Here is a 19,387-nt window from a genome sequence, read left to right as displayed (position 1 = left end):
GATTTAGGGGTCGTTTCAGAGTGCGGCGGTAGCCGTCGGCGTGTGAGGTTCCGCTACCCGCACCGCCGAGCAAACCGATTCTGGAACTGCTCCTTAGCGGAAGAACGATGGGCGGAGCCGCAGCTCCACCCATCGTCGTGCTCACGACGCCTTCGGTCTGCTACCCCGGGGGCTTACACGCGGTCGCTTCGCCCTTGACGGCCATCGCGGTGTTCTCGCGTGTGGCTCCAGAGCCGGTCGCGGGCTGCGCGCGGGCGCGGGCTTCCACCTGGCCGGCTCGCCGGAGCGGAGCCATTCGGGCAACCCGTGCCCGATGATGAAGGGTTGCAGCACCGCTCGACGTCCTCTGTGGACTGGAAGGTGGGTGGGGATGCCGGAGATCCGGCCGAAGGCGACCCTGCGGATCGGAGCAACCGCCGGAAGTCGTTCTGCGGACGGGAAAAAGCCGTCTCACTGGAAGGAGTGAAGATGGCGTTCTCGGCCATCGGGAACGATCAGGAGTCGTTAGGTTCGATCTAGGTCCGGCAGCGGTACCGAGCACTTCACAGGGGGTTGGGTCAAGTGTCCCTCGGGGCGGAATTCGTTGGGGTAGCGGCGGAAGAGCCGATTCCGTTCTTCTCCCAGGCGCGCACCTTCGAACGGCTCTGGCCGGAGATCAGCGCCCGCGTGGCCGAGGTCTTCGACAGCGGCAAGTTCTCCCACGGAAAGCAGGTCGGAGAACTGGAATCCGCGCTTTCGGCATATACCGGCGCGCGTCGGGTGGTCGGCGTCAACAGCGGAACCGACGCGCTGGTCCTGCTTCTGCGGGCTCTCGGGATCAGCCCGGGTGACGAGGTCGTCGTCCCGGCGTACTCCTTCATCGCCACCGCCACGTCCGTGGTCCTGGCAGGCGGCACACCGGTTTTCGCCGACATCGACCCCGTCACCCACGCGCTGGACCCGGCGGAGGTCGCCAGGGTCGCCACACCGCGAACCCGATTCGTGATGCCCGCGCACCTGTTCTGCCGGATGGCCGACATGAGCGGGCTGAACCAGGTCGCGCGCGATCTCGAGCTGACCGTCGTCGAGGACAGCGCCGAGGGCATCGGGATGCGGCAGCGCGGGGTGCACGCGGGCCTGCACGGAGCGGGCGGGGTGCTGTCGTTCTTCCCCACCAAGACGCTCGGTGCGCTCGGCGACGCTGGCGCGGTGCTCACCGATGACGACCGGCTGGCCGACACCGTCGCGAGCCTGCGCCACCACGGGCGCCGGGGCCGCACCCTCAACGACTTCACCGCGATCTCCACCGAGACCGCGCTGTGCGGCACCAACAGCAAGATGGACGACATCCAGGCCGCGATCCTGCTCGTCAAGCTCCGGCACCTCGACGAAGGAATCGCTCGCCGGGCGGAACTCGCCGAGCGCTACCGGGGCGGCCTCGAAGGCGTCGTGCGGCTGCCGGACCCGGGGGAGGACCCGGTGTTCTACGTGCACCTGATCGAGGTCGAGCTGCGCGACGAGCTGGCGCACCACCTCGCGGAGCGGGGAATCGGCACCGAGACCTACTACCCGGCACCGCTGCACCTGCAACCGTGCTTCGCCGAGCACGGGCACGAGCGCGGTGACTTCCCGCGCGCCGAGTCCGCCAGCGCACGAGCCCTCGCGCTGCCGATGCACCCCGACCTGACGCCGGCGCAGGTCGACCGGGTGTGCGCGACGATCCGCGAGTTCTACGCCGGGAGGCCCTGATGCAGATCCCGTTCTTCCCGCCGGACCTGTTCGAGGACGACCGCAAGGTCATGCTCGACCTGATCCGCGAGATCGGTGTCGCGCCGGAGCAGAAGTTCATCCTCGGTGAGCACACCCGCGTGTTCGAGGAAACCCTGCGCGAGGAGCTCGGCGCTGCCGACGTCATCGCCTGCGGCAGCGGGACCAGCGCGCTCGGCCTGGTGCTGCGCGCGATGGACATCGGGCCCGGAGACGAGGTCGTGGTGCCGGCCTTCGGCTGCGCACCGCTGGCCTCGGCGGTGCTGGAGGTCGGCGCGCACCCGGTGTTCGCCGACGTCGACCGGCGCACCCTGGTCGTCGACCCGGACGACGTGGCCGCGCGGATCACCCACCGCACGAAGGCGATCATGCCCGCGCACATGTTCTCGGTGATGGCCGACATGCCGCGGCTGACCGAGATCGCGGCGTCGCGCGGGCTCCGGCTCGTGGAGGACTCCGCGGTGGCGCAGGGCGCGGTCATGGCGGGAACTCCGGCCGGGTTGTGGGGAGAGGCGGGCGTCTACTCGTTCGTCCAGGTCAAGTCGTTCGGGATGCCGGGCGAGGGCGGTGCGGTGGTGACCCGGGACGCCGAGCTGGGAGCGCGGGTCCGGATGCTGCGCAACCACGGTCAGCGGGAGCGGTTCGTGCACGAGGTCGTGGGCCTCAACAGCCGCTTCGACGAGATCCAGGCGGCGTTCCAGACCTACCGGTTCGCAGGCTTCGCCGAGCGCCTGGCCCGGCGGGCGCGCATCGCGGAGCGCTACGACGAGCGCTTCGCCTCGCTGCCCGGTGTGGTCCCACCTCCGGCCGCGCGCGACGGGCGGTGCCACCACGTCTACTGCGTGCAGAGCGACAGACGGGAGGAGCTGCGCGAATTCCTCGCCGCCCGGGGGATCGGATCGCACGTGCACTACCCGCGCCCGCTGCCCGAGCAGGCCGCCTTCGCGCCGCACGCCCCGGTCGGCGAGCGATGGGTGAACGCCGAGCACGCCTGCGCGAGGATCCTGGCGCTCCCGGTGCACCCGCACCTCACCGACGACGAGGTCGAGCGCGTCTGCGACGCCGTGCGCGAGTGCTGCGAGGGCTCACGCGTCCGCTGATGTCGTGGAGCGGTTCGCGCGATCGGCTGCGAGAGCGCGGCTCTTCCGCACCCCGTCGGCCTCCACGAGAACCGTCGGATCCGCGGGTGCGAGCACTGAATCCCCGACGCGGGACTCGTGCGGGGAGGCGGGGTTCGCGGTGGGTGCCGGAAGTCACTGACCGTGAGGTGTGGACGGTGGACCGCCTGATCGTTAGTTTGGGAACCGCTGTCCGGACTTGACGACGCTGTTACGGGGAGGGATCGGGCGATGGCGCCTCTTGACCTGCTGTGCGCTGTGCTGATCCCGCTCGCCGTGGTGATCGGGACGGCCGCCGCCATGGTCGGCCGCAAGGTCGTCGCGCAGCGGCTCGCGGTCACCTCCGGTGCACTCGCGGTAGTGGGACTGGCGCTCGTCTCGGTCGTGTCGATGTTCGGCCTGTGAGCCACCCCGGCTCACAGGGCTTCCAGGTGGTGCCGAAGACCCCCGGTGCGGTCTGTTGGAACTCCGCGTGCGGATCGGTAGGAACGGGGGATGAGCGCGGCAGCGGCTGGGCTCGCCCCTGATCACCACGCCGGGAGGGTTCCTCGTGTCCGCAGCCGAATTCGCGCGCAAACTCCGCGCTCGGGACGAACTGGTCGGTTACTGGATCGCGCTGGACGCGCCCGCGGCCACGGAGCGGGTCGCGCGGGTGGGCTACGACTACTTGGTCGTGGACGCCCAGCACGGGCTCATCGGCCATTCCGGGATGCTCAACGCGATGCTCGCCATCGACGCGGCAGGCGGTGCCCACGGTCTGGTCCGCGTGACGGCCAACGACCCCGGTGCGATCGGCCACGCCCTGGACGCGGGGGCTGCGGGCGTCATCGTGCCGCTGGTCGACACGCCGGAGGACGCCGCGGCCGCGGTCGCGGCCACCCGTTACCCGCCGCGCGGGCGCCGGTCCTACGGGCCGATGCGGTCGAGCCTGCGGATCGGCCCGCGGCCGTCGGAAGCCGACGAGGCAACCGTGGTAATCGCGATGATCGAGACCCCGCAGGGATTGGCCCACGTTCGCGAGATCTGCGCGACCGACGGGCTCGACGGCGTCTACGTCGGCCCCGCTGACCTGTGCCTGGCCGTCGGCGGTGCTCACCCGGGCGATCCCGAGGTGGCAGAGGAGTTCGAGGCAGCCGTCGAGACGATCCGGCGGGCGGCGGCCGAGGCCGGGATCGCCGCTGGGTTTCACGTCTCCGAGGGCAGCGGTGTCGCGCCGCGATTGGCCCAGGGCTACACCTTCGCCAGCGTCTCCTGCGATCTCCTGCACCTGGAGGCGGCCGCGGCCGGCCACCTCCAGGCGGCGAGGGGCGGCTCTTAGAGGTTGGCCAGGATCGCTTCGACGACCCGGTCGGTCCCGGCGCTCCCGCCGACGTCCGGGGTGAGCAGGCCCGCCGCGGTGGTGGCCTCGATCGCAGCGCGGACCCGGGCGGCCTCCTCGGTCAGGCCGAAGTGCTCCAGCATGAGCGCCGCGCTGCCGATCGCGCCGATCGGGTTGGCCAGTCCCTGCCCGGCGATGTCCGGCGCGGAACCGTGGACGGGCTCGAACATCGAAGGGAACAGGCGGTCCGGGTTGAGGTTCGCGCTGGCCGCGAGCCCGAGGCTGCCGGCCAGCGCAGAGCCCAGGTCGGAGAGGATGTCGGCGTTGAGGTTGGAGGCCACCACCACCGACAGGTCCTCGGGCTTGAGGACGAACTTCGCGGACATCGCGTCCACGAGCACGCTCTCGGTCTCCACGTCCGGGTAGTCGGCGGCGACGCGCTCGAATACCTCGTCCCAGAGCACCATCCCGTACTGCTGGGCGTTGCTCTTGGTCACCGACGACACCTTCTTGCGTTCCCGCCCGCGGGCGAGGTCGAAGGCGAAGCGCATGATGCGCTCGCAGCCCTTCTCGGTGAACAGCGCGGTCTGCAGCGCCACCTCGTTGCCCGGACCCCGGGCCGCGAGGTTCCGGCCGCCCAGGCCCGCGTACTCGCCTTCGCTGTTCTCCCGGACCACGACCCAGTCCAGCGGGGTGCTGTCGGCCTTGCGCAGCGGCGAGGTGATGCCGGGGTGGAAGTGCACCGGCCGGACGTTGGCCCACTGGTCGAAGTTCTGGCAGATCCGCAGCCGCAGCCCCCACAGGCTGATGTGGTCGGGCACCGTGGGCCAGCCGACCGCGCCGAAGTAGAGGGCGTCGAAGTTCCGGAGCTCCTCCAGGCCGTCCTCGTCCATCATGCGGCCCGTCTTCTCGTAGTAGCCGCACCCCCAGGGGAATTCGGTCCACGAGAAGGAGAACCTGCCACCCGAACCCGAGGCGAGCGCGTCCAGCACGGCGCGGCCCGCGGCGACGACCTCCGCACCCACCCCGTCGGCCGGGATGGCGGCGATCTTGAACTCCTGTGCTGCCACTGTCGGTCACTCCCCGCTGCGCTGACGACCGTTTGCGGGTTCGAGTGAAGCGCGCCGGAAGGCGATCCGTCCAAGACCCGAAGCCGATCGCACCGATAGGCCCTGGCTATGCGTCCTGTTCCACGGGTTTGAGCGGGTGAGCGCGGGCGACGTCGAGGAAGGCGCGGGAGGCCGGCGACAGCGGAGCGGACCGGCTCAGCAGGGCGACGTGCAGCTCGGCGGACGGCTCGATGCGCGCCGTTCGCGCTCCCGCGCGGCGGGCCAGCGGCGCCCAGGCGGAAGGCAGGATCGCGAGCCCGACGTGCTGGGTGACCAGCGGCAGGATCGAGGTGCGGTGCGCCGCCTCGACGACGATCTGCGCGTCGACACCGGAAGCGAGGACCTCGTCCGCGATCTGGCGCATCAGGCTGCCGCGAGGGGAGACGATCAGTCGGGCGCCGTCCAGCGCCCAACGGGAAACCGGTGTTCCCTCGGGCATTCCGGCCTCCGGCGTGCCGACGAGCACGAAGTCCTGCGAGCCGAGCGGCAGCACGTCGACACCGGGCGCCCGCACGGGACCCGGGGTGCCGACCAGGCCGAGCTCGCACGCCCCGTGCCGGATCTTGTCCACCACCTCGTCCGGGGTGAAGGCGGCGTCGGCGCCGACCGTGATGCCCGGATGCCGCTCGCAGAACACGCGGGTCAGCGTCGCGAGCGGCTCGATGCCGGGGGAGGGCATCGTCACCAGTTCCACCCGGCCGCGCGCGACGCCCTTGACCGACTCCATCGTCGCGCGGGCGGTGCGCAGGTCGCGGAGGACCTGGCGCGCGGGCTCGATGAGCTCCCGACCTGCTTCGCTGAGCACCACGCCGCGGCCGATCCGGTGGAAGAGCCGCACGCCGAGCGACTTCTCGAGGCCGGCGATCGTCTGCGACAGCGAGGGTTGGGCGATGTGCAGCCGCCCAGCGGCCTTGCCGAAGCCGTCGTGGTCGACGATCGCGAGGAAGTATTCGAGCTGGCGCGCGTCCACTGACGACCTCCCTGGTCAGAGCTCATTCATTCGCGCAACCTATCAGTCGGGTAGTGATTCCCTGTTGGACCTGCCGTCGCGCCCGGGGCCACGGTGGTGCTCCCCAGATTCGCGCCGACGAGGGCGTCCTGATCGATGTGCAGGAGTGTGCAATGACGCAGACCGCACAGAACCCGGTGCCGCACAGCGGGGTTCGACCTGAACCGAAGCCCTGGTACCGCCAGTTGTACGTGCAGGTGCTCATCGCCATCGTCCTCGGGATCGTGGTCGGCGGGGTGTGGCCCGACGTCGGCGAGTCGATGCAGCCGATCGGGGAGACCTTCATCGCCGCGATGAAGATGCTCATCGGCCCCATCGTCTTCCTCACGATCATCGGCGGGATCGCGGGCGTCGCGGACTTGAAGAAGGTCGGTCTGACCGGGCTGAAGGCGCTGACCTACTTCCAGGTCGGCACCGTCGTCGCGCTCGCCATCGGCTTGGTGGCGATCAACCTGGTCCGGCTCGGCGACGGCGTCAACGCCGATCCCTCGACGCTCGACGCCAGCGGAACCGCCCAGCAGTACGTCGAATCGGGTCAGGACCAGCACTGGTGGGAGCTGTTCACCGGACTCGTCCCGGAGAGCTTCTTCGGCGCGTTCGTCGAGGGCGACATCCTGCAGGTCATCTTCCTGGCCGTGCTGTTCGGCATCGCCATCAAAGCGGTGGGGGAGATCGGCGAGCCCGTGGTGGCGGGGGTCAAGCGGCTCACCGAGATCGTGTTCAAGGTCCTGAGCTTCGTGATGAGGGCGGCGCCGCTGGGCGCGTTCGGCGCGATGGCCTACGCGATCGGGAAGTTCGGGCTCTCCACGCTGACCAGCCTCGGTTCGCTGATCGCGCTGTTCTACGTCACGTCGCTGGTGTTCGTGGTGGTGGTCCTGGGCGGGTTCCTCGCCGTCTACGTGCGGCTGAACATCTTCCAGCTCTTCGCCTACCTCAAGGACGAGTTCTTCCTGGTCCTGGGCACCTCCACCGCGGAGCCGGCGCTTCCCGGTCTGATGCGCAAGATGACGTTCCTCGGTGCCGACCGGTCGACCGTCGGCCTGGTGGTCCCGACCGGGTACAGCTTCAACCTCGACGGCGCCGCGATCTACCTCTCGCTGGCCACGCTCTACATCGCGCAGGCCACGAACACACCGCTGAGCATCGGCCAGCAGCTCGGCCTGCTGGCGGTCATGCTGCTGACCTCGAAGGGGGCGGCGGGTGTGGCCGGTGGCGGTTTCATCGCGCTGACGGCCACGCTGTCGACCATCGGGACCGTTCCTGCGGCGGGCATCATGCTGATCTTCGGCATCGACAAGTTCATGTCCGAGTGCCGGGCTCTGGTCAACTTCTACGGCAACGCCGTGGCGACCCTGGCCATCGCGAAGTGGGACGGAGCGCTCGACGTGGATCACGCCCGCGCGGTGCTCGCCGACCGGTCCGCTGCGGAGCGGTCGGAGGTCTGAGGAAAGCAGCAGCCCCGGAGCCGTTTCCTCCTCGATGAGGAGGCCGAACCGGACGCAGTTCGGGGCTCCGGGGCCGGGTAGCTGCCTGGAATTCGCCGACCGCTCTCCCGCGGCGAGATCCAGGGATCCGCGCACGACGGGTCGGCTGTGTTGCCGGGGCGGTCCTAGCGGACAGCCACCTCACAAGTCCTGTTGGTATTCAACTTCGGACCACCTCCTTTCCTGTGTGCCCGCAGGCTATGACCTGTGCGGCCCGGCGGGCAACAGATTTTTTCCGCCGGCGTCGTCGCAGGTCACGCCGGCTTTCGTCGACGGGGGCGTGAGTCTTGACGTCAATACCCCTAGGGGGTATATCTCAAGCGCGGGCGAATGGAGCACCGTTGTGAGGGGGCGTCATGAACCACGAACACCACGGCGCGGGAGCGCAGCAGGGCGGGCGGGCGCTGACCCGCTCGGCGATCAGCGCGACCGCGCACTGCCTGACCGGCTGCGCCATCGGCGAAGTTCTGGGCATGGTGATCGGCACCGCGCTGGGCTGGGGAAACCTGGGCACCATCGTGCTCGCGATCGTGCTGGCCTTCTTCTTCGGCTACAGCCTCACGATGCTGCCGGTGCTGCGCGCCGGGGTGGGGCTGGGCGCGGCCCTCGGCGTGGCCCTGGCCGCCGACACCCTGTCGATCACCGTCATGGAGGTCGTCGACAACCTGTTCATGGTGCTCATTCCCGGTGCGATGGAGGCCGGGCTGACCAGCTGGTTGTTCTGGGGATCCCTCGCCGCGTCCCTGGCCGTGGCCTTCGTCCTCACCGTCCCGGTGAACCGGGCCTTGATCAGCCGGGGCAAGGGGCACGCGGTCGCCCACCAGTACCACCACTGAACAGCAGGTGAGCTGCCCGGATAGGCTCGCGGGCATGCCGATGTCCGTACGCCTCGCCACCGCCGAGGATCGCCCCGCGGTCCTCGCGCTGCTCCAGTCCGCGCAGCAGGACGTCGTGCCGGAGGGCGAGCGCGGGGAACAGGGGTTCGTCCAGGGCGAGTGGGACGAGGACAAGCTCGCCGCCTTCAGCGCTGGTCCGGGCATCTTCCTGGCCGAGGAGAAGGACAAGCTCGCCGGGGTGCTGCTCACCTCGGAGGGCGGTGGTTCGCTGCCCGAACCGGCGCGGCGGACCGTGGAGCTGACCCAGAAGCTCGAAGCGCCTGTCCTCTACTACGGGCCGGTCGTGGTCGCGCCGAAGTACCGCGGCAAGGGCGTCCTCCGGTTGCTGCTGTCGGGGATGGCGCTGATGCTCGGCGACCGGTATCCCAGCGCGGCGCTGTTCATCGAGAACAGCAACCAGCGCTCGGTGAAGGTGCACCGCGCGCTCGGCATGACCAAGCACGCCAGGTTCACCCTCGACGACCGCCCGTACACGATCTTCACCTTCAGCCCGAAGGAGTTCCGGCCCAAGCCCGCGAGGTGAGCCGCCGGGTCACGCGCCCAGCAGGGCGAGCGCCTCGGCGCTGCTGAGGCAGCCCGCGGTGGTGAGGTTCAGGTTCGCCACCGAGGTCTCGTGCACGGCGGTGTCCGCCGCTGCGGTGCAGTCGCTCACCACGTGCGTGGTGAACCCGAGGTCGGTGGCGTGGCGCGCTGTCTGCTCGACCGTGAGGTTCGTGGCGACGCCGGTGATGAACACCGTGTCGACGCCGCCGGCCTTCAATCGCGAGGCCAGGTCGTTGCCCGCGAGGCCGGAGAGCTTCTGGTTGTCCACCACGACGCCACCGCCGGACATCTCCGGGATCAGCCGGGCGCCGGGGGAGTCGGGGCGGAACTGCTCCTGGGCGTCGCCGACCGCGCGCATGAAGTCGGTGTTGCGCACCAGCTCCCCCTCGTCCTCCGGGACCGTGAAGCGCGTGAACAGGACCGGCACCCCGGCTGCCGCGTGGAAGCTCGCCGCCCGCTCGACCACGCCGCTGCGGGCCACCGGGTCGGCGAGCATCGCGCCGAAGAAGCCCTCCGGCTTGATCACGTTGATCTGCCAGTGCAGCGCCAGAACCGCGTTCGTACCCATCGCCATACCGGCATCGTGCCCGAAGGAACGGGTGCGGTGCTGAGGTTCGGTCAACTCCCGGTTCCACATAGTGGATCTTGAAGCGGGCTCGCCGCGCGAGTCGTATGCTCCCGGGCACGGTGCGCGAACCGAGCACTGTGGACGGTGAGGAGTGGCCGATGCGGCATGCGCTCAGGTGCGCGCTGCTGTTGCTGACGTTGGTGGTGCTCGCTCCTGCGCAGGCGGGTGTCGCGGCCGCGCAGGGCGCAGAGCAACCCGTGATCAGAGTGGGAACCGAGGGCACCTACCCGCCGTTCTCGTTCCACGACCCCAGGTCCGATGCGCTCACCGGATACGACATCGAGGTCGTCCAGGCGATCGCCGAACGCGCCGGGTGGCGGCTGGAGTTCGTCGAAACCCAGTGGGACGCGGTGTTCCCCGCGCTGGACGCCGGTCGGATCGACGTCATCGCCAACCAGGTGTCCAAGAACTCCGAGCGCGCCGCCAAGTACGGGTTGTCGGACACCTACACCTACTCCCGCGGCGTGATCGTCCGGCGGACCGGCGACGAGAGGATCAAGACCCTCGAGGACCTCAGGGGCAAGGTCACCGCGGAGTCGGCCACCTCGAACTGGGCGCGCATCGCCGGCGAGGCAGGCGCTCGGGTCGAGTCCGTCGAGGGCTTCGCGCAGGCCGCCGCGCTGCTGTCGCAGGGCCGCGTCGACGCGATCGTCAACGACAACATCGCGGTGCTCGACTACCAGGCGAGCACCGGATCCGGTGACGTGGAGATCGCGGGCAACGCCGGTTCGGAGACCAGTGAACAGGTCCTCACGTTCCGGCAGAACGACCGCGCGACGCTCGATGCGGCCAACCGCGCGATCAGCTCGCTGAGGGCCGACGGCACGCTGCGCGGCATCTCCGAGAAGTACTTCAAGGCCGACGTCTCGGTGCCCGATGGCGGCAGCGCCGACCCGTCGCAGGGGCGGGACCACCTGTCCACCTGGGAAGTCGTGCGCAACACGGCGTGGCCGATGTTCGTCGGTCTGGTGCAGGTGACCATCCCGCTCACGGCGCTGAGCTTCGCCATCGGACTGGCGCTGGCGCTGCTCGTCGCGCTCGCCCGGATCTCCTCGTACCGGGTGCTCTCCGGTCTCGCCCGCGCGTTCATCTCGATCATCCGCGGAACGCCGCTGCTGCTGCAGCTGTTCATCGTCTTCTACGGGCTGCCGCAGCTGGGCGTGAAGTTCCCGCCGTTCACCGCGGCGGTCATCGCCTTCAGCCTCAACGTCGCCGGTTACGCCGCCGAGGTCGTGCGCTCGGCGATCCTCGCGGTGCCCAAGGGCCAGTTCGAAGCGGCGGCCACGATCGGGCTGGACTACCCGCAGACGCTGCGCCGGATCATCCTGCCGCAGGCCACCCGCACCGCCGTTCCGCCGCTGTCGAACACCCTGCTGTCGCTGCTCAAGGACACCTCGCTGGGTTCGGTGGTGCTGCTGACCGAGCTGTTCCGGCAATCGCAGCTGGCGGCGGCCCAGAGCAACGAGTTCCTCGCGCTGTACGCCTTCGCGGGGTTGTACTACTGGCTGATGTGCGTCGCGCTGTCGGCGGCGCAGAAACGACTGGAAACCCGACTGGACAGGTACGTGGCCCGATGACCGAAACCCAGCAGAACCTCCGAATCCGGGTGCGCGGCCTCGAGAAGTCCTTCGGCGACCGGCACGTCCTGCGCGGCATCGACTTCGACTCCCCGGCCGGGACTTCGACGGTCGTGCTCGGGGCCTCCGGCTCCGGCAAGTCGACCCTGCTGCGGTCGCTCAACGCCCTGGAGGTCCCCGAGCGCGGATCGGTGGCCATCGGCGAGGTCGAGATCGACTTCGCCGGGCTCCCGGCGGGCCGCGCCGGTCGCAAGAAGACCGGGGAGCTGCGCGCGCAGAGCGGGATGGTGTTCCAGGCCCACAACCTGTTCCCGCACCGCACGGTTGTGGAGAACGTCGTCGAAGGCCCCGTCGTCGCGCAGCGGCGCCCGCGCGAGGAAGCCGTCGCCGACGCCCGCGCGCTGCTGGAACAGGTCGGTCTCGGCGACCGGGGCGACACGTACCCGTTCGAGCTCTCCGGTGGTCAGCAGCAGCGCGTCGGCATCGCGCGGGCGCTCGCGCTCAAGCCGAAGGTCGTGCTGTTCGACGAGCCCACCTCGGCGCTGGACCCCGAGCTGGTGGGCGAGGTGCTGGCCGTCATCACCGACCTCGCCTCCCAGGGGTGGACGACGGTGATCGTCACGCACGAGATCCGATTCGCCCGCCAGGTCGCCGACCAGGTGCTGTTCCTCGACGACGGGGTGATCGTCGAGCGGGGCACCAGCGACGAGGTCATCGGCGATCCCCAGCAGGACCGGACCCGCCGGTTCCTGAGCCGGATCCTCGACGTCGGTTGAGGGGTTCGACCGGTCAGTGGTCGCCGTCGACGTAGAGCCAGGTCTTGCCCTCGCGGGTGAACCGGCTGTGCTCGGCGAGGGCCGAGGTCGCGCCTCGGTGGCGGTAGTGGGCCCGGAAGTCCACGGTGCCCTCCGTGTCGAAGGGGCCGCCGCCGGTGCGGTCGACGATCTCCAGCCGGAGCCAGCGCTGCGCCGGGTCCAGGTCCAGCTCCTCGGGGCGCGTCGCCGGGTGCCAGGTGCGCAGCAGGTAGTCGGCGTCGCCGACGGCGAACGCCGAGTAGCGGGAGCGCATCAGCTGCTCGGCGGTGGCCGCCTCGCGATCACCGCGGTGCAGCGGGCCGCAGCAGTCGTCGTAGGGCTCGCCAAGTCCGCAGGGGCACAGGTTCGCGCTCACCCGTGAAGCCTCTCATCCGCCTCACCGGTGCCGCCGGGTGCGCTCGATCGCGGCCGAGCGGTGGCGCAGGATGTCGTCGTTGAAGATGCGGGCGCGCTCGGCGAGGGAGTGGAGGATCAGCGGGTGGGCGTCGGCGACGTCGGTGGACTCCGCCGGGTCGCGGTCCAGGTCGACGAGCATCTCGCGCCCCAGGTCGGGCCAGACGGTCGCGGGCCAGAGCAGCTTCCACCTGTCCTGCCGGACGGCGGCGACGTTCCACACCCAGTCCGGGTCGACCTCGCCGGTGGGCCCCTCCTCCAGGTCGCCGTAGATGTAGAGCGTGCGCCCGGCCGGCATCGCCCGGCCCTCCAGCGCGCCCACGACGCTGATGCCGTCGATCGGGCGGTCCGCCGGCGGTGGTGGAGCTCCGGCCAGGTCGATCAGCGTCGGCAGCACGTCCACGAACGAGATCGGGTACCGGTTCTCGGCGACGGGGACCCGGCCCGGCCAGCGCGCCATGAACGGCACCCGGATCCCGCCCTCGAAGGGGTCGGTCTTGCGGCCGCGCAGACCGCCGGTGCTGCCCTCGAACCACGGCCCGTTGTCGCTGGTGACGATCACGAGGGTGGAATCCACCAGGCCCAGCGCGCGCAGCTCGTCGAGCACCCGGCCCACCTGCCGGTCGGCCTCGCGGATGACGTCGGGGTAGCTGCCGTCCACCCCGCCCGTCTCCTCGGGCACGTGGAACGGCTGGTGCACCGAGCTGTGCGGGATGTAGGCGAAGAACGGGCGCTGAAGCGCGACGCTCCTGCGGATGAACGCGATCGCGGCGTCGGTGTACTCCCCGGCCAGGCTCTCCTGCCCCTGCTCGGTGTTGACGTTGTCGACGACCACGGCGTCGCCCCGGTACAGCGGCAGCCATTGCTCCGCGCCCCAGCCCTGGTCGTTGCTGTAGGGGATTCCGCAGAAGTGGTCGAAACCGTGCGAGGAGGGCAGGAACCGGGGTTGCGCGTTCCACGGGTTGCCGGTGAGCCGAGGATCCCCGAGGTGCCACTTGCCGAAGATGCCGGTGCGATACCCGGCGCCGCGCAACGCCTCCGCGACGGTGTGCTCGAAGTCGGGCAGGCCGCGGTCCTCGTCCGGCCACAGCACCTGCGGCAGCCCGACCCGCTGCGCGTAGCGGCCGGTCATCAGCGCCGTCCGCGACGGCGTGCAGATCGGCGCTCCCGAGCACGCCTGGCGGAAGGTCATCCCCGCGCGGCCGACCTCGTCCATGCGCGGTGTGGCGACCTGCGAGCCGTACCGGCTCAGGTCCCCGTACCCCAGGTCGTCGAGGACGATGAGCACGATGTTCGGCCGTGATCCCGACAATCCGTCGGACATGTCCCGCACCCCCCTGACGCGGTCGCGCACGCCACGCGCGACACCCGGCAGCGGTGTCGATTCTCCCTGCGTTCCGGCCCTTTTCCCGTTATTGCCACACGAACAGCGCACGAATCTCGATCGTCTGGCCCAACGTCCAGACGGGTGTGGGACGATTGGCCGACTCGACGAGGGATTCGGTCGCGATCTCCGACGCATTCCAGCGGTGTGGCGCTGCCCCGACCCGAGGAGCCCTTCGTCGTCCGCTGGAGCAGGCCTTGGCCACGATCAACTGGTCCGAGAACGGATCGTCGCACTTCGCGCGCTGGCACTCCGAGAACTCGGCACCGGTCCCGCGCACCGTGGTGGTCGTCGACGACCGCACCACGGCCCGAGCCGCCCAGCGCACCGCCGAGTCGGGCGTGGCCATGCTGTGGCGCGGGGATTTCCACGTCGCCCGCCGACTCGTGCAGGACCTGGACCGGCGGCTCCGCCGACCCGCTGCGGAAGGCGACATCACCGAGCAGTTCCACGCCCACCGCGCCGCGCGCGCGGCCCGCTCGCAACTGCTGGGCCGGGTGCTGGTGCTGCTGGACGAGGACCACGCCCTGTCGCTCCCGCGCGCGCCGGACGTCCGCGAAGCGTGCCTGAACGCCTACGGTCCCGCCACCGGCGAACCGCTGTGCGTGTCCCTGCAGGAGCTGCTGGGAGTGCTCAGCGCGCAGCAGTGGCACGACAGGGGAGTCGAGGTCCCCGCGCTCGGCGCGCGGATCCACCCGGACTACGGCGTTTTCGCACCCGTCCGCGGCGAGTACGTCGACCTGGTCGCCGAAGCGCCGCTGCCGGGGCCGAGCCCCGTGGCCTTCGACCTCGGAACCGGAACCGGCGTGCTCGCAGCGGTTCTCGGGCAGCGCGGAGCTCGAGTGGTGGCCACCGACATCAACCCGCGAGCCGTGGCGTGCGCCCGGGCGAACATCGACCGCCTCGGCCTCGCCGAGCGGGTGACGGTCCAGGCCGCCGACCTGTGGCCGAGCGGACGCGCCGACGTCGTCGTGTGCAACCCGCCGTGGATCCCCTCCCGGCCGACGTCGGCCCTGGAGCTCGGCGTCTACGACGACGAATCCGGGATGCTGCACCAGTTCATCGCGGGACTCGCCGACCACCTCAACCCGGGAGGGGAGGGCTGGCTGGTGCTCTCCGACCTCGCCGAGCGGCTCGGGCTGCGCACGAGAGCCGAACTGCTGGAACGCATCGCAGGCGCGGGGTTGAGCGTGGAGGCCCGCTACGACACCGAGCCGAGCCATCCCCGCGCCTCGGACCCGGCGGACCCGCTGCACCGGGCACGGCGGGACGAGATCACCTCGCTGTGGCGGCTTCGCGCAGGAACTCCAGCAGGTGACCGCTGACCTCGGCCGGCTTCTCCAGGTGCGCGAAATGCCCGGCCCCGCGCACCAGGGCGGCGCGCGAGGGAGGGAAGATCCGGCTCTCCACCGCCGGGAAGAAGCGCGGGTCGATGGCCCCGTCCCGGTCGCCGTGGAGGTAGAGCAGCGGACTGCGGGGCTCGGCGGTCGCCGCTCGGCTGCCCCGCGAGGCGAGCGCCCGGTAGTAGGAGACGACCGCCTTCGCCCGTGCCCGGTCGGGGACCGCTCGCGCCAGATGGGCGAGGTCCTCGGTGGCGTCGTAGCCCGGTGACCACGCGCGCCACAGCCTCCGGGTCAGCCAGGTGAAGTGCCGCTCGGCCAAGCCAGGGAGCTGGTTGTAGGCCATGTACCAGGAGTGCGCGGGCTGCCTGACCAGCGCGGAGATCCAGGTCCTGGCCGTCGCCGACGTCGGGTTCATCCAGGCCAGCGGCGGCACCGCGAGCAGCGCCACCCGCGCGTAGGGCGAGGACGGGTCGGCCGCGAGCGCACCCGCGGCGATCGCGCCCCAATCATGACCGATCAGCGCGGTGGAGGAGTCGCCGCCGAGGCGTTCGTGCAGGGCCTTGGCGTCGTCGGCGAGCGCGCTCACCGCGTAGTCGCCGTCCAGCGGGATCTCGGTCGGGGCGTACCCGCGCAGGAACGGTGCGGCCACCCGGTACCCGGCTTCGGCGAGCGCCGGTGCGACCGCGCGCCAGGTCCACGCGGTGTCCGGAAAACCGTGCAGCGCCACCAGGAGCTGACCGTCGGCCGGGCCCCACTCCAGCACTCCGGCGTCGTGCGTCGGGAGGGAGACGGTGTGCTCGCGCGGCGTCATGAACCGCGACGCTAATCGACTGCGAGCACCCGAGAACACCCGTGGCGGTGATGGATCGGTTCCGCTGGTGAAAGCCGGGTGCAAGCGCCTCCTCCTAGCGTCGGTGATCGACTTGGGGAGAACAGGATGACCACCACCATCGACCTTTCCGACCTCGACTTCTGGGCGAGGCCCCGGCGCGAGTGGGACAAGACGTTCGCCGCGCTGCGGGCCGCCGACGAGCCGGTGTTCTGCCCGCGCGAGGACGGCCCGGGGTTCTACGCGATCACCCGGTACGACCAGATCGCCGAGGCGAGCCGCAACCCGCAGCTGTTCAGCTCGGAGCCCATCGCGGTGGGCCTCGACGACCCACCGCCGGAGGTGGCCGCGCTGCTCGGGTCGATGCTGAGCCTGGACGACCCGAGACACGCGCAGCTGCGCCGCATCGTCGCCCGCGCCTTCACGCCGCGGATGATCTCCAAGGCCGCCGAGGACGTCAGCACGCTGGCCACCGAGATCGTCGACTCGCTGGTGCTGCGAGGCCCGTGCGATTTCGTCGCCGAGGTCGCGATGCCCATGCCGCTGGAGATCGTGTGCCGGATGATGGGCGTGCCGGACTCCGTCCGGCCCGAGGTCGTCGAGGCGACCAACGCGCTCATCGGGGCCCTCGGCGACCCGGATCACCAGGACCCCGGCGGCAAGCCGAGGAGCGCGGTGCTGGCCGACAACGCGCGGTTCCTGCACGAGCTGATGCGCGAGCTCGCCCGCCACCGCCGCGAGAAGCCCGCCGACGACATCATCACGGCGATGGTCGCCGGTGACGTCAGCGGTGAAGCGCTCAGCGACGCCGACCTGGGCAAGTTCTTCGTGCTGCTGGTCGTCGCGGGCAACGAGACCACCCGCAACGCCCTGTCGCACGCGCTCACGCTGTTCACCGACCACCCGGAGCAGCGGGACCTGCTGCTCGCCGACCTCGACGAGCGGATGCCCGCGGCGATCGAGGAGGTGATCCGCTACGCGACCCCGGTGAACTGGATGCGGCGCACGGTGGCCCGCGACACCGAGCTCCTCGGTCACGCCTACCGGGAAGGCGACCGGCTGATCATGTACTACGTGTCGGCCAACCGGGACGAGACCGTGTTCGTCGACCCGTACCGGTTCAACATCATGCGGAACCCGAACCCGCACCTCGGTTTCGGCTCGCGCGGGCCGCACTTCTGCCTCGGCGCGCACCTGGCGCGCCGCGAGATCAGCCTGATGCTGCGGGAGCTGTTCATCCGGGTGCCGGACATCCACGCCACCGCGGAGCCGGTGCGGCAGCGCGCCAGCTTCGTCAACGGCGTCCTGGAACTGCCCTGCGCGTTCTGAGTGCCGCTCAGCGTCCCCCGGCTCGGAGCGCGGTGCGGATCATCGGCCACTGCAGCGGCAGGCGGGCGAGGGTGCCCGCGAAGAACGCCGCCGACTTCGGGTCGCGCTTGCGCTCAGCGCGCTTGCCCGCGTCCGCGCTCATCTTGACGTTGCCGGGGAAGACCCCGACCAGGAGCGCGGCGCTGGCGAGCCCGGAGGCCCGCCGGGTGCGCGGGTGCAGCAGCCCCGCGGCGCACACCAGTTCGGCGACGCCGGAGACCTTCACGACCTTGCGGGCAGCGGGCAGCGCCGACGGGATCAGCGGCTCGAATACCTGCGGCTTGACCAGGTGCAACGTGCCGGAGGCTGCGAACAGCCCGGCGAGTCCGGCGATCGGGAGGTCCAGTGGCACCGAGCGTGAGGTCATGGAGCGAACGTAGTTCACCGCGGCGCGGTGCGGTGGACGAGATAGGTCACACTCCCGCTCGGGCGCCGGGGCGACCGGGACTTTGGCCCCTGTGCGGCCCCCGCGGTGACCGGGAGTCTCGATGTCGGCTCGGGTGCGGTGCGCCTGGTGGCCACCTCGCCCTGAGCAGGGCGGAACCACGGGGAGGGATCAGATGGTCGTCGCACAGGTGACCCGGACGGACGTTCGAACGCAGGGGGCCGAGTGGTCTCCCGGAGAGGCCGCGGAGCTCGACGCGGCGGTCTGGCGAGCTCCGTCGGTGCACAACAGCCGCCCGTGGTCCCTGACGTTGCGCCAGCGCGCGGCGGTGCTCCGGGAGGACCCGGCCGCGCGGATGCAGCACGACCCGCAGGGCCGTGACCAGCGCATCTCCTGCGGTGCGGCGTTGACGAACCTGGTGTTGGCGGTGCGGAGCCTGGGGTTCAGCGCGCAGGTCGAGGTCGGGGCCGCCGGCGGCCTGGTCTCCGCGGCCGTCAACGCGGGTGACCCGGACGCGCCGAGCCCGCGGGAAGCGGCCTGGGCGCGCGCCATCGCCGAGCGCCACAGCCACCGCGCGCCGTTCGCCCGCAAGCGGGTGCCGGAGCTGCTCCGGGAGAAGATCTGGGACGCTGCCGCGGGCCACCGCTGCGGCGGGCGCTGGATCAAGTCCGAGGCCGAAGCGCTCGAGGTGAGCCGGATGCTGGGGCGATCGGCAGGCGCCTTCCACGCCGACGTCGAGTACGACCGCGAGCTGACCGGGTGGGTGACGCCGGAGGGCCGGAGCCTCAGGAGCGAGTCCGGTGAGCTCCGCGGCCTCGCCGCAGTGGGGCTGACGGCGCCGAGCACGCACCTGCCCGACGAGCAGGTCCTGGCGCGGCTCCTCCACGATGAATCGGTGCTGCTGGTGGGCACCCGAGGCGACCGCGCCGAGGACCACGTGCGCGTGGGCCAGGCCGTCGAGCGGGCGTGGCTGGAGGCGACCAGCTCCGGTCTCGCGGTGTCGATGATGACGCAGCCCCTGCACATGCTGGAGATCCGCACGGGCCTCGCCGAACGCCTGGGCACCTCGCTGATCCCGCAGGCGATCATGCGCTTCGGCTACCCTGCCTGAGGACTCCTGCAGACTCGGTCGCTCGGTGGCGTGAGCACCTGCTGCGCGGACTCGATCCGCCCACACGCCTGAATTCCGGTGTTGGGCCCGTCGTTCCTGCGCACGCGCTGCGCGGTCCGGCGGCGTTCGCGGATTTCCTCCGCCTCTTCGGGAAAACTGGGAAAGTTCGCCCGTCACGTTAACGCGAGGTGCCCTGCGCTTAACGTCCGCTGAGTGCCGTGCGGTGTTGGTCCGTGCGCTGGTGCCGCCCTGGTTCGGTTGTCCGCCAGGGCGGCGCACTTTGTCTGGTTGTGCCCTCTGTTCTGGCGTGAAACCGTTCCTGCCCGTGGGA

General features: G+C 70.8%; 19 protein-coding genes. 12 read left to right on the top strand and 7 right to left on the bottom strand.

Features of this window, described 5'->3' with window-relative positions:
- Positions 1–561: 561 nt before the first annotated feature.
- The 4 genes from FHU35_RS02925 to FHU35_RS02915 all read left to right on the top strand — a co-directional run bounded on the left by FHU35_RS02925 (position 562) and on the right by FHU35_RS02915 (position 4,182).
- Positions 562–1,728, top strand: a complete 1,167-nt coding sequence (locus tag FHU35_RS02925) for a DegT/DnrJ/EryC1/StrS family aminotransferase (protein ID WP_246110038.1) — start codon at positions 562–564, stop codon at positions 1,726–1,728.
- Positions 1,728–2,846 carry a DegT/DnrJ/EryC1/StrS family aminotransferase gene (locus FHU35_RS02920; protein ID WP_145736438.1) on the top strand — a complete coding sequence of 373 codons (1,119 nt, stop codon included), beginning with the start codon at positions 1,728–1,730 and terminating at the stop codon, positions 2,844–2,846. Before FHU35_RS02925 ends, FHU35_RS02920 begins: the two co-directional genes overlap by 1 nt.
- 249 nt (positions 2,847–3,095) lie before the next feature.
- Positions 3,096–3,269 (top strand): hypothetical protein, encoded by a 174-nt coding sequence (locus FHU35_RS29150; RefSeq protein ID WP_186459233.1) that lies wholly within the window; start codon positions 3,096–3,098, stop codon positions 3,267–3,269.
- Positions 3,270–3,414: 145 nt separating this feature from the next.
- On the top strand, positions 3,415–4,182 hold the full coding sequence (locus FHU35_RS02915; RefSeq protein ID WP_145736435.1) for an HpcH/HpaI aldolase family protein: 768 nt from the start codon (positions 3,415–3,417) through the stop codon (positions 4,180–4,182).
- On the opposite strand, the gene FHU35_RS02910 is transcribed toward FHU35_RS02915, so the two are convergent.
- Positions 4,179–5,252 (bottom strand): tartrate dehydrogenase, encoded by a 1,074-nt coding sequence (locus FHU35_RS02910; RefSeq protein ID WP_145736433.1) that lies wholly within the window; start codon positions 5,250–5,252, stop codon positions 4,179–4,181. The genes FHU35_RS02915 and FHU35_RS02910 overlap by 4 nt on opposite strands.
- A 106-nt stretch (positions 5,253–5,358) precedes the next feature.
- Positions 5,359–6,261, bottom strand: a complete 903-nt coding sequence (locus tag FHU35_RS02905; RefSeq protein WP_145736431.1) for a LysR family transcriptional regulator — start codon at positions 6,259–6,261, stop codon at positions 5,359–5,361.
- A 152-nt stretch (positions 6,262–6,413) separates the two neighbouring features.
- Here FHU35_RS02905 and dctA point away from each other — a divergent pair, with 152 nt between their 5' ends.
- From dctA to FHU35_RS02890, 3 genes are all read left to right on the top strand, one after another.
- Positions 6,414–7,745, top strand: a complete 1,332-nt coding sequence (gene dctA, locus FHU35_RS02900) for a C4-dicarboxylate transporter DctA (RefSeq protein ID WP_145736429.1) — start codon at positions 6,414–6,416, stop codon at positions 7,743–7,745.
- 395 nt (positions 7,746–8,140) lie between these two features.
- Positions 8,141–8,620 (top strand): DUF4396 domain-containing protein, encoded by a 480-nt coding sequence (locus tag FHU35_RS02895; protein ID WP_145736427.1) that lies wholly within the window; start codon positions 8,141–8,143, stop codon positions 8,618–8,620.
- A 34-nt stretch (positions 8,621–8,654) separates the two neighbouring features.
- A complete protein-coding gene (locus FHU35_RS02890; RefSeq protein ID WP_145736425.1) occupies positions 8,655–9,203 on the top strand; it encodes a GNAT family N-acetyltransferase in 549 nt (182 codons plus the stop codon).
- A 9-nt stretch (positions 9,204–9,212) separates the two neighbouring features.
- Here FHU35_RS02890 and FHU35_RS02885 read toward each other — a convergent pair whose 3' ends face one another.
- Complete coding sequence (locus FHU35_RS02885) at positions 9,213–9,797, bottom strand: cysteine hydrolase family protein (protein ID WP_145736423.1); 585 nt, start codon at positions 9,795–9,797, stop codon at positions 9,213–9,215.
- Positions 9,798–9,949: 152 nt separating this feature from the next.
- Between FHU35_RS02885 and FHU35_RS02880 the strand changes: the two genes are divergently transcribed.
- Both FHU35_RS02880 and FHU35_RS02875 read left to right on the top strand, forming a co-directional pair.
- Complete coding sequence (locus FHU35_RS02880; protein WP_145736422.1) at positions 9,950–11,428, top strand: ABC transporter substrate-binding protein/permease; 1,479 nt, start codon at positions 9,950–9,952, stop codon at positions 11,426–11,428.
- Positions 11,425–12,204, top strand: a complete 780-nt coding sequence (locus FHU35_RS02875) for an amino acid ABC transporter ATP-binding protein (RefSeq protein ID WP_145736420.1) — start codon at positions 11,425–11,427, stop codon at positions 12,202–12,204. Before FHU35_RS02880 ends, FHU35_RS02875 begins: the two co-directional genes overlap by 4 nt.
- A gap of 13 nt (positions 12,205–12,217) precedes the next feature.
- Here the strand turns inward: FHU35_RS02875 and FHU35_RS02870 are convergent, their stop codons facing one another.
- Both FHU35_RS02870 and FHU35_RS02865 read right to left on the bottom strand, forming a co-directional pair.
- Positions 12,218–12,598 (bottom strand): YchJ family protein, encoded by a 381-nt coding sequence (locus tag FHU35_RS02870; protein ID WP_145736418.1) that lies wholly within the window; start codon positions 12,596–12,598, stop codon positions 12,218–12,220.
- 21 nt (positions 12,599–12,619) lie between these two features.
- A complete protein-coding gene (locus FHU35_RS02865; RefSeq protein ID WP_186459232.1) occupies positions 12,620–13,960 on the bottom strand; it encodes a sulfatase-like hydrolase/transferase in 1,341 nt (446 codons plus the stop codon).
- Positions 13,961–14,217: 257 nt separating this feature from the next.
- On the opposite strand from FHU35_RS02865, the gene FHU35_RS02860 reads away from it, so the two are divergent.
- Positions 14,218–15,345 (top strand): methyltransferase, encoded by a 1,128-nt coding sequence (locus FHU35_RS02860; protein ID WP_145736414.1) that lies wholly within the window; start codon positions 14,218–14,220, stop codon positions 15,343–15,345.
- Here the strand turns inward: FHU35_RS02860 and FHU35_RS02855 are convergent.
- The gene (locus tag FHU35_RS02855; protein WP_145736412.1) at positions 15,296–16,174 is read right to left on the bottom strand and encodes an alpha/beta fold hydrolase; all 879 of its coding nucleotides are present in this window, start codon (positions 16,172–16,174) and stop codon (positions 15,296–15,298) included. The genes FHU35_RS02860 and FHU35_RS02855 overlap by 50 nt on opposite strands.
- A 126-nt stretch (positions 16,175–16,300) precedes the next feature.
- On the opposite strand from FHU35_RS02855, the gene FHU35_RS02850 reads away from it, so the two are divergent.
- Positions 16,301–17,521, top strand: coding sequence for a cytochrome P450 (locus tag FHU35_RS02850; protein ID WP_145736410.1), 1,221 nt, complete (start codon positions 16,301–16,303; stop codon positions 17,519–17,521).
- Positions 17,522–17,528: 7 nt separating this feature from the next.
- On the opposite strand, the gene FHU35_RS02845 is transcribed toward FHU35_RS02850, so the two are convergent.
- Entirely contained in the window at positions 17,529–17,927 is a 399-nt protein-coding gene (locus FHU35_RS02845; protein ID WP_145736408.1) for a DoxX family protein, read from the bottom strand.
- Between the two features lie 193 nt (positions 17,928–18,120).
- On the opposite strand from FHU35_RS02845, the gene FHU35_RS02840 reads away from it, so the two are divergent.
- A complete protein-coding gene (locus FHU35_RS02840; RefSeq protein ID WP_186459231.1) occupies positions 18,121–19,056 on the top strand; it encodes a nitroreductase family protein in 936 nt (311 codons plus the stop codon).
- Positions 19,057–19,387 lie beyond the last annotated feature (331 nt).

It is taken from the genome of Saccharopolyspora dendranthemae, assembly GCF_007829955.1.
Lineage (GTDB): Bacteria > Actinomycetota > Actinomycetes > Mycobacteriales > Pseudonocardiaceae > Saccharopolyspora > Saccharopolyspora dendranthemae.
This window is presented reverse-complemented; position numbering and strand designations above follow the sequence as displayed.